We start from the raw sequence: 8,236 nt of genomic DNA on the forward strand, positions 1-8,236 counted from the left end.
TTAAATGATTAGAAAATGATGGTTTGGTGATGATAAACATGATTTTTGTATGCGATGTCGGGAATACGAACATTGTAACAGGCGCTTTTGACGACGGCCGGCTTGTTCATCACTGGCGGATTTCAACGGACCGGGAAAAGACGGAAGATGAGTTCGCCATGCTCATAAACAACCTATTTCAGTACAGCGGGCTGTCTTTTGCGGATTTCAACGGTGTGGCGATCTCGTCGGTTGTCCCGTCGATCATGTTCGCACTTGAAAGAATGTGCGAGAAGTATTTTCATGTGAAGCCCCTGATTGTCGGCCCGGGCATCCGGACCGGACTGAACCTGAAGTACGATAATCCCAAAGAAATCGGGGCCGATCTCATTGTCAATGCGGTTGCCGCTGTTCACGATTATCAGGTGCCGATCATTGTTATCGATTTCGGGACGGCGACGACCTACTCTTATATTGATGAGAAAGCCGATTATATCGGCGGTGCCATTGCCCCGGGCATCAACATCTCGACGGAAGCGCTTTACGAAAAGGCCTCCAAACTGCCGAGAATCGAAATTGCCAAGCCGCCCCATATCGTCGGCCGCAACACGATTCACGCGATGCAGTCCGGCGTCCTTTTCGGGTATGTCGGTCAGGTGGAAGGGATCGTAACACGCATGAAAAAACGGTCTGCATTGACGCCCATTGTTGTCGCGACCGGAGGGCTCTGTTCTCTGATTTCAAATGAAACAGATGTGATCGATCACGTCGATCCCCTTTTAACGTTGAAGGGACTCTATCTGATTTATCGTCGCAATGTGCGGGAATAAAGGAGGAGGGGCATAACGGTGAGCGATTATTTAATCAAAGCGCTGGCCTGCCGTGATCGTCTCAGAGTGATGACGACGGTGACCACCGAAACAATCCGTGAGGCTCAGCGTCGCCATCAGACGTGGCCGACCGCTTCGGCGGCACTGGGCCGGACAATGACGGCGACGATGATGATGGGCGCACAGATGAAGGAGGATGAAAAAATCACGGTCACGATTCAGGGCGGCGGCCCGATCGGCGCGATCGTCGCCGATGCGGACACAAAGGGTAACGTTCGCGGCTATGTGACCAATCCCGAGGTGCACTTCGACCTGAATGAATACGGAAAACTGGATGTTGCGCGCGCCGTCGGCTCGGACGGCTTTCTGAGCGTGGTCAGGGATCTGGGACTGAGAGACAATTTTACGGGCCGTGTTCCGCTGGTCTCCGGTGAAATCGGTGATGATTTCACGTATTACTTTGCCCGCTCCGAACAGATTCCTTCTGCCGTCGGCGTCGGCGTGCTGGTCAATCCCGATCATACGGTCAAAGCGTCGGGCGGTTTCCTGATTCAGGTGCTTCCGGATACGGAAGACGCCGTCATCGAAAAAATCGAGCAGCGGATCAAGGAGATTCCGCCGATCTCGCGATTAATTGATGCCGGCCGCACGCCGGCCGATCTGCTTGCCGATCTGTTCCCGGACGCTGATTATCGGGTGCTTGAGAAAGTACCGGTACATTTTCACTGCACCTGTTCAAAGGAGAAATTCGGCCGTACGCTTGCCGGCCTCGGCCGTGCGCAGGTCCGATCGATGATTGAAGAGGATCACGGAGCGGATGCTGTCTGTCACTTTTGCGAGACGGTGTACCATTTCACTGAGGATGAATTGAAAGCGATGCTTATCGATAAATAAATGCCGGCAACCTCCGTTTTACTAATCATCACTAGATGAAACAGAGCGCCGCGGGTCGGCGGCCGGCCGGAAAAATTGACGTAGGAATAGAACGTTGTTACTATGGAATCAAAAACAGAGATGCTGACTCCGATTTTACAAACAAAGGGGAGACAAGTCATGACAGTTGCAAACTCAGTGACCGAATTGATTGGAAAAACGCCGGTTGTCCGGCTGAATCATCTGACGGGGGAGGACGATGCGGAACTTTACGCCAAACTGGAATACTTTAATCCGGGAAGCAGTGTGAAGGACCGAATCGCTCTGGCGATGATCGAAACAGCTGAAAAGGAAGGCAAGCTGAAGCCGAATGACACGATTATTGAACCGACAAGCGGAAATACGGGTATCGGGCTGGCGCTTGTTGCGGCCGTCAAGGGCTATAAAGCCATTCTCGTCATGCCGGAAACGATGAGTATTGAACGGCGCAAATTATTCAAAGCCTACGGTGCGGAAGTGATCCTGACTCCGGGCTCTCAGGCTATCAAGGGTTCCATTGCGAAAGCCCAGGAACTGGCCAAAGAGAAGGGCTATTTTCTTCCTCAGCAATTTAAGAATCCTGCCAATCCGCAGATTCACTATTTGACGACGGGCAAGGAAATCGCTGATGCTTTTGACTCGCTTGATGCCTTCGTTGCCGGGGTCGGTACGGGCGGAACGCTGAGCGGCAGCGGAAAAGCGCTGAAAGAACGGTTCGAAAATATCAAAGTTGTGGCTGTCGAGCCGAAGGACTCTCCGGTACTTAACGGCGGCAAGGGCGGTCCGCATAAGATTCAGGGTATCGGGACCGGATTTATCCCCGACACTCTGGATACTGAGATTTACGATGAAGTGATCGACGTCACCAATGAACAGGCTTTTGAATATGCCCGCCTTGCCGGCAAAAAAGAAGGCGTTCTCGCCGGTATATCCGGCGGTGCGGCAATTTACGCCGGCGTTCAGGTGGCCAAGGAGCTGGGCAAGGGAAAGAAAGTCGTTGTTATCGTTCCGGATAACGGGGAAAGATATCTCAGCACATCTCTTTATCAGACCGAAGACTGAGCGGAGACGGAAGGTTTTCCGTACGGTGTCAGGACACAATTAAAAAAGCGGGAGGATCACGGGCAACCGGGTCCTCTTTTTTTAGATGCGGCCGGAGCTGAACGTTCTGTGAAACGTATCCGGATCGGCCATTAAGCCGGGTCTTGACTGCTCGTTTCAGAAGGTAAGGGGCATCTGTGCTATACTTATTTATGTTTATGTTAAATAATAGATTCAAAAGTCGATCTTTTCAGGGGGGTATCGGGTTGTCTGTTGATACGTTGCGTGTTTCACCCTACCATCTGCTTAAAGTAAGAGACAAAGTTCTGGATTATCGTGAAAAAACAGTCATTATGGGAATTTTAAATGTTACACCGGACTCATTTTCAGACGGAGGCAGGTTTAATCGGATCGGCAGAGCCGTGGAGCATGTCGCGGAAATGGAACGCGACGGAGCAGATATTGTCGATGTCGGCGGCGAGTCAACGCGGCCCGGTTATACGCCGATATCTGTTGAAGAAGAAGCCGGACGCGTGGTTCCGATGATTCGGGCCATTCGAATGCGCACGGATATTCCGATATCAATCGATACTTACAAGGCGGAGACCGCACGCCGGGCACTTGACGCGGGTGCGGATATTATCAATGATGTCTGGGGTGCCAAGGCCGATCCGGATATGGCAAAGGTGGCGGCCGAATACGGGGCTCCGATTGTTCTCATGCACAATCGTCACAATACTCAGTATGACAATATTATAGAAGATATGAAAGAAGATCTGCGCGTCAGTATTCGCCTGGCGCTCGATGCGGGAGTTGCACCGGAAAAGATCATTCTCGATCCGGGAATCGGATTCGCCAAAGATTATGAACAGAATCTGATTGTTATGAACCACTTGGAGGATTTTCATGAACTCGGCTATCCGATTTTACTGGGTACTTCGAGAAAGGGCTTTATTGGCAAAACCCTGAATGTCACGGTTGACCATCGCGTGGAAGGAACGGGAGCGACGGTTTGCCTTGGCATTGCCAAAGGCTGCCAGATTATGCGTATCCACGACGTGCTGCCCATGGTGCGCATGGCGAAAATGATGGACACCATGCTGCGGGGGGGTCATCGTGGTTGATAAAATCGCCGTGACCGGGATGCGCTTTTATGGTTATCACGGCGCATTGCCGGAAGAAAAGAAAATCGGCCAGCGTTTTTTTGTAGACGTCTGGCTGTCTGTTGATCTTTACGGTGCCGGAACAAGCGACAGTCTGAGCCAGACGATTAATTATGCGAAAATCTACGGACTCGTCAGGGACGTTGTGGAGGGGCCCAGTTTTAAGCTTATTGAGGCCGTGGCGGAAAAGGTCGCAAAGGTTTTGCTGAACGCTTTCCCGCGAGCGGAGGTTTGCCATGTAAGGGTTGTCAAGCCGGATCCGCCGATTGCCGGGCACTATGATTCGGTGTCCGTCGAGATCGAAAGACGCCGATCCTCCGTTTATATCGGGCTCGGATCAAATGTCGGCGACCGGGCGCTTTTTCTAAAGCGGGCGCTGGAAAAAATGGATGTAGCAGCAAACATAACCGTGGTCCGCTGTTCATCCATTTATGAAACGGATCCGTACGGCCCCGTACAGCAGGACGATTTTTTAAATATGGCGGTCCTGGTTGAAACATTGTTGCCTCCCATGGCGCTGCTTATGGAGATTCAGCAGATTGAAGCGGAACTTCAGAGGAAGCGGGAGATCCACTGGGGACCGAGAACGATCGATCTTGATATTCTGCTTTATAATCAGGACGCGATTGACATGGAAAAGCTGTCCGTGCCTCACCCGGAAATGGCGCGCCGCGCCTTTGTCCTCCGACCGCTGTTTGAGATTGCTCCGCATCTGGTTGTGCCGGGAGTCAACCGCTCAGTGACCGACCTGTGGCAGAATCTCGATCAAAAAGGGGGCGTGCGGTTATGGAAAGCGAACAATGGGGAAGGAGAATTCGGGCTTTTCGTAAATTAAAGGGGTACACACAGGTTCAACTGGCTAAGGAACTGGGAATATCTTTATCCCTGTTGGGAGAGGTTGAGAGAGACAGCCGTAAACCGACGGCGGAGTTTATTGAGCGGGTCTGCGGCCAGCTGGATATATCTGTTGATGAAATGAAAAGATTATAAAAGATTCAAGAAAAGGAGAGGTGACGGGATGCTGAAAATAGGACCGATCACGTTGAAAAACCAGGTTGTTCTGGCACCGATGGCCGGGGTCTGCAATTCGGCTTTCCGGCTGATTGCCAAGCGTTTCGGTGCGGGACTGGTCTGTGCGGAAATGGTCGCCGACCGCGGGATTATCCATCACAATAAAAAAACGCTGGATATGCTCTATGTTGACGACCGGGAGAGGCCGCTTAGTCTGCAGATTTTCGGAGGATCGAAAGAAACGCTTGTTCAGGCGGCAAAGTATGTGGATCAGCAGACAAATGCGGACATCATCGACATTAACATGGGCTGCCCTGTGCCCAAAGTTACTAAATGCGATGCCGGTTCCAAGTGGCTGCTGGATCCGGATAAAATATATGAAATGGTATCCGCCGTTGTCGATGCGGTCAATAAACCGGTGACCGTGAAGATGCGCAAAGGATGGGACGACGGTCACATCTATGCAGTCCGGAATGCGCAGGCCGTTGAACGTGCCGGCGGACAGGCTGTAGCGCTGCACGGCCGAACGCGGGTCCAGATGTACGAGGGCAGCGCCGATTGGGAGATCATTCGGCAGGTCAAAGAATCTGTCAGTATCCCGGTTATCGGCAACGGTGATGTGCGGACGCCCCAGGATGCGCGGCGCATGCTGGAGACGACGGGGGCGGACGGGGTCATGATCGGCCGCGGGGCGCTCGGGAATCCGTGGATGCTGTACCGAACGGTGAAATATCTGGAAGACGGCGAATTGCCTGACGAGCCGACGGCAAAAGAGAAGATCGACGTCTGCCTGCTTCATCTGGACCAGCTGATCAAGTTGAAAGGGGAACATATTGCGGTTCTGGAAATGAGAAAACATGCGGCCTGGTACGTTAAAGGGCTGCGCGGCGGGAATGACGTCAGAAAGAAAATCAATCTCTGCGAAACTGCGGATGAACTTCGTTTGCTGCTGCACGCGTTTGCCCGCAAAGCGGAGGAAGCGGCTGATGCAGTCGTGTATGGTTGACAGTATTTCTTAAATTCTCTATAATTCGGATAGATATCAGACTGCCGGTGGTATTGCTGGCAGTTTTCTTTGTATTTACAGATGATCTTCCGCATGCGGACAAGCATTGGCGTGACACGATAATGACTGGAGGTTGGAAGAAAATGAGTCAGGAAGTAGATCTGACCGATCAGCTTCAGGCAAGGCATGAGAAGCTGAGAATTTTGATTGAAAAGGGCATAAATCCGTTTGGCGGTCATTTTGATCGCTCGCATGATACGAAAAAGATACGTACCTTGTACGGTTCAATGGCGGCGGAAGAACTGGAAGCGAAGGCTGTTTCCGTTACGATGGCCGGCCGTCTGATGGCCAAACGGCGAAAAGGCAAAGCAGGTTTTGCCGATATGCAGGATTTCAGCGGAAGAATCCAGCTTTATGTGCGCAAGGACAGCGTCGGAGATGATCAGTATGAAATCTTCAAACACATCGATATCGGTGATTTCGTCGGCGTGGAAGGTACGGTATTTAAGACACATGTCGGCGAACTTTCTATAAAAGTTACGAAATTCGCTGTTTTATCGAAAGCGATGCGGCCTCTTCCTGATAAGTTTCACGGGCTGAAGGATGTTGAACAGCGCTATCGGCAACGCTATCTTGACTTGATCATGAACCCTGAAGTCAAAAAAACATTTGTTTTGCGCAGCAGGATTATCAAGGCGATTCGCGATTATCTGGATCGTCTGGATTACCTTGAAGTGGAGACGCCGACGATGCATTCCATTCCCGGGGGCGCGGCCGCACGGCCGTTTATTACCCACCACAATGCGTTGAATATGGATCTTTATATGCGAATAGCCATTGAACTGCACCTGAAACGGCTGATTATCGGGGGTTTCGATAAGGTCTATGAAATCGGCCGTGTCTACCGGAATGAGGGCATTGACACGAAACATAATCCCGAATTTACGATGCTCGAACTCTACGCGGCGTATGATGATCTGCGCGATATCATGCAGCTGACCGAAAATCTGATTTCCGGCGTTGCCGAACATGTGCTGGGAACGACAAAAATCACGTACGGCGATGTTCAGGTGGATCTGAAACCGCAGTGGAAACGCGTGCACATGGTTGACGCCATTAAAGAAGCCACGGGAGTCGATTTCTGGCCGCAAATGTCCGATGAAGACGCACGAAAGCTGGCCGCCGAAAACGGGGTAGAAGTAAAGGGCGATATGACTTATGGACATGTGGTCAATGAATTTTTTGAACAAAAGGTTGAAGAGACGCTGATTGGGCCGGTTTTTGTATATGGACATCCGATTGTTATCTCTCCGCTTGCAAAAAAGGATCCCAAAGATCCGCGCTTCAGCGACCGTTTCGAGCTGTTCATTGTCGGCAGAGAATACGCCAACGCATTCAGTGAACTCAATGATCCGATCGATCAGCGCGAACGCTTTGTGGAACAAATGAAAGAAAGAGAAGCAGGAAACGATGAGGCTCAGGTGATTGACGAAGATTTTCTGGAAGCCATGGAGTACGGCATGCCGCCGACCGGAGGACTGGGCATCGGCGTTGATCGTCTGATTATGCTTCTGACCGATTCAGCTTCTATTCGCGATGTTCTCCTTTTTCCGCAGATGCGGACAAGAGAGGACAATTAACCGGCGATACCGGCCTCTTTTGAATGACCGGCAGTTCACCTATCCCCAAACTGCAGTTTTTGGAGAAAGGTGGATTTTTTATTTCAAGCAGCTCCCCGGGAAAGCAATGAAAAAGCGACGAATGTATTGGGCCGGATCGATGCGCCGATCTGCCTTAACAAAGGTCGAGCCGGCCGGACGAAAGGGAGAAGCCCCTTTAGGCAGGCCGGCTCTGGTGAACATAAAGAACAGGGGCAGATTTTCCATACTATGACAAAGAATTCGGCGTCTGTTAAATTAACAGTGTCGTTATTTCATGTTTCATTGACAAAGAAGGGGAATGTTGGTAGTATTTTTATATTGTTGAGAAATCGCTTTTCAAATAAAAAAGGCCGTTGACTTTTTTCGACAATCTATTTATAATTGAAAAGGTCGTTTTGATGCGGCAGTTAGTTATATCTTTTTTATCGTTATCAATCGAGATGTTTCAGTAAAATTTTTATTGACATCAATGATTTTTGTTGATAAAATAGATAAGTCGCCCATAGAAGCGACGAAGCGAATGTTCCTTGAAAACTGAACAAAAGCCAAGCGCAATTGAGAAGGGGCCCACCCTTCAATCAATTCAAACAGCTGAGGAATCAAACACGGAAACAACGGATCTGCGGATCCGAA

The 8,236-nt window shown here is 50.6% G+C and carries 10 protein-coding genes; 9 read left to right on the plus strand and 1 reads right to left on the minus strand.

Going from position 1 to position 8,236, the window contains the following annotated elements; translation table 11 throughout:
- Window positions 1-38 precede the first annotated feature (38 nt).
- The 9 genes from OYT88_RS19485 (at window position 39) to OYT88_RS19525 (ending at window position 7,960) form a co-directional block, all read left to right on the plus strand.
- Window positions 39-809, plus strand: a complete 771-nt coding sequence (locus tag OYT88_RS19485) for a type III pantothenate kinase (protein WP_274402044.1) — start codon at window positions 39-41, stop codon at window positions 807-809.
- An 18-nt stretch (window positions 810-827) separates the two neighbouring features.
- On the plus strand, window positions 828-1,703 hold the full coding sequence (hslO, locus tag OYT88_RS19490; RefSeq protein WP_274402035.1) for an Hsp33 family molecular chaperone HslO: 876 nt from the start codon (window positions 828-830) through the stop codon (window positions 1,701-1,703).
- Window positions 1,704-1,862: 159 nt separating this feature from the next.
- Window positions 1,863-2,783 (plus strand): cysteine synthase A, encoded by a 921-nt coding sequence (gene cysK, locus OYT88_RS19495; protein WP_274402036.1) that lies wholly within the window; start codon window positions 1,863-1,865, stop codon window positions 2,781-2,783.
- A 332-nt stretch (window positions 2,784-3,115) separates the two neighbouring features.
- A complete protein-coding gene (folP, locus tag OYT88_RS19500; protein WP_274402045.1) occupies window positions 3,116-3,886 on the plus strand; it encodes a dihydropteroate synthase in 771 nt (256 codons plus the stop codon).
- On the plus strand, window positions 3,879-4,760 hold the full coding sequence (gene folK, locus OYT88_RS19505) for a 2-amino-4-hydroxy-6-hydroxymethyldihydropteridine diphosphokinase (RefSeq protein ID WP_274402037.1): 882 nt from the start codon (window positions 3,879-3,881) through the stop codon (window positions 4,758-4,760). The genes folP and folK overlap by 8 nt, the downstream gene beginning before the upstream one ends.
- Window positions 4,712-4,915 carry a helix-turn-helix domain-containing protein gene (locus tag OYT88_RS19510; RefSeq protein ID WP_274402038.1) on the plus strand — a complete coding sequence of 68 codons (204 nt, stop codon included), beginning with the start codon at window positions 4,712-4,714 and terminating at the stop codon, window positions 4,913-4,915. Before folK ends, OYT88_RS19510 begins: the two co-directional genes overlap by 49 nt.
- 28 nt (window positions 4,916-4,943) lie before the next feature.
- A complete protein-coding gene (gene dusB, locus OYT88_RS19515) occupies window positions 4,944-5,942 on the plus strand; it encodes a tRNA dihydrouridine synthase DusB (RefSeq protein ID WP_274402039.1) in 999 nt (332 codons plus the stop codon).
- Window positions 5,943-6,085: 143 nt separating this feature from the next.
- Window positions 6,086-7,582 carry a lysine--tRNA ligase gene (gene lysS / locus OYT88_RS19520; RefSeq protein WP_274402040.1) on the plus strand — a complete coding sequence of 499 codons (1,497 nt, stop codon included), beginning with the start codon at window positions 6,086-6,088 and terminating at the stop codon, window positions 7,580-7,582.
- Window positions 7,583-7,651: 69 nt separating this feature from the next.
- Window positions 7,652-7,960: a hypothetical protein gene (locus OYT88_RS19525; protein WP_274402041.1), complete on the plus strand. Its 309-nt coding sequence runs from the start codon at window positions 7,652-7,654 to the stop codon at window positions 7,958-7,960.
- Window positions 7,961-8,014: 54 nt separating this feature from the next.
- Here the strand turns inward: OYT88_RS19525 and OYT88_RS19530 are convergent.
- On the minus strand, window positions 8,015-8,236 hold a 222-nt coding region (locus OYT88_RS19530), incomplete at its 5' end, for a hypothetical protein (protein ID WP_274402042.1).

Origin of the sequence: Sporolactobacillus sp. CQH2019 (assembly GCF_028765345.1) — a bacterium.
Classification (GTDB): domain Bacteria; phylum Bacillota; class Bacilli; order Bacillales; family Sporolactobacillaceae; genus Sporolactobacillus.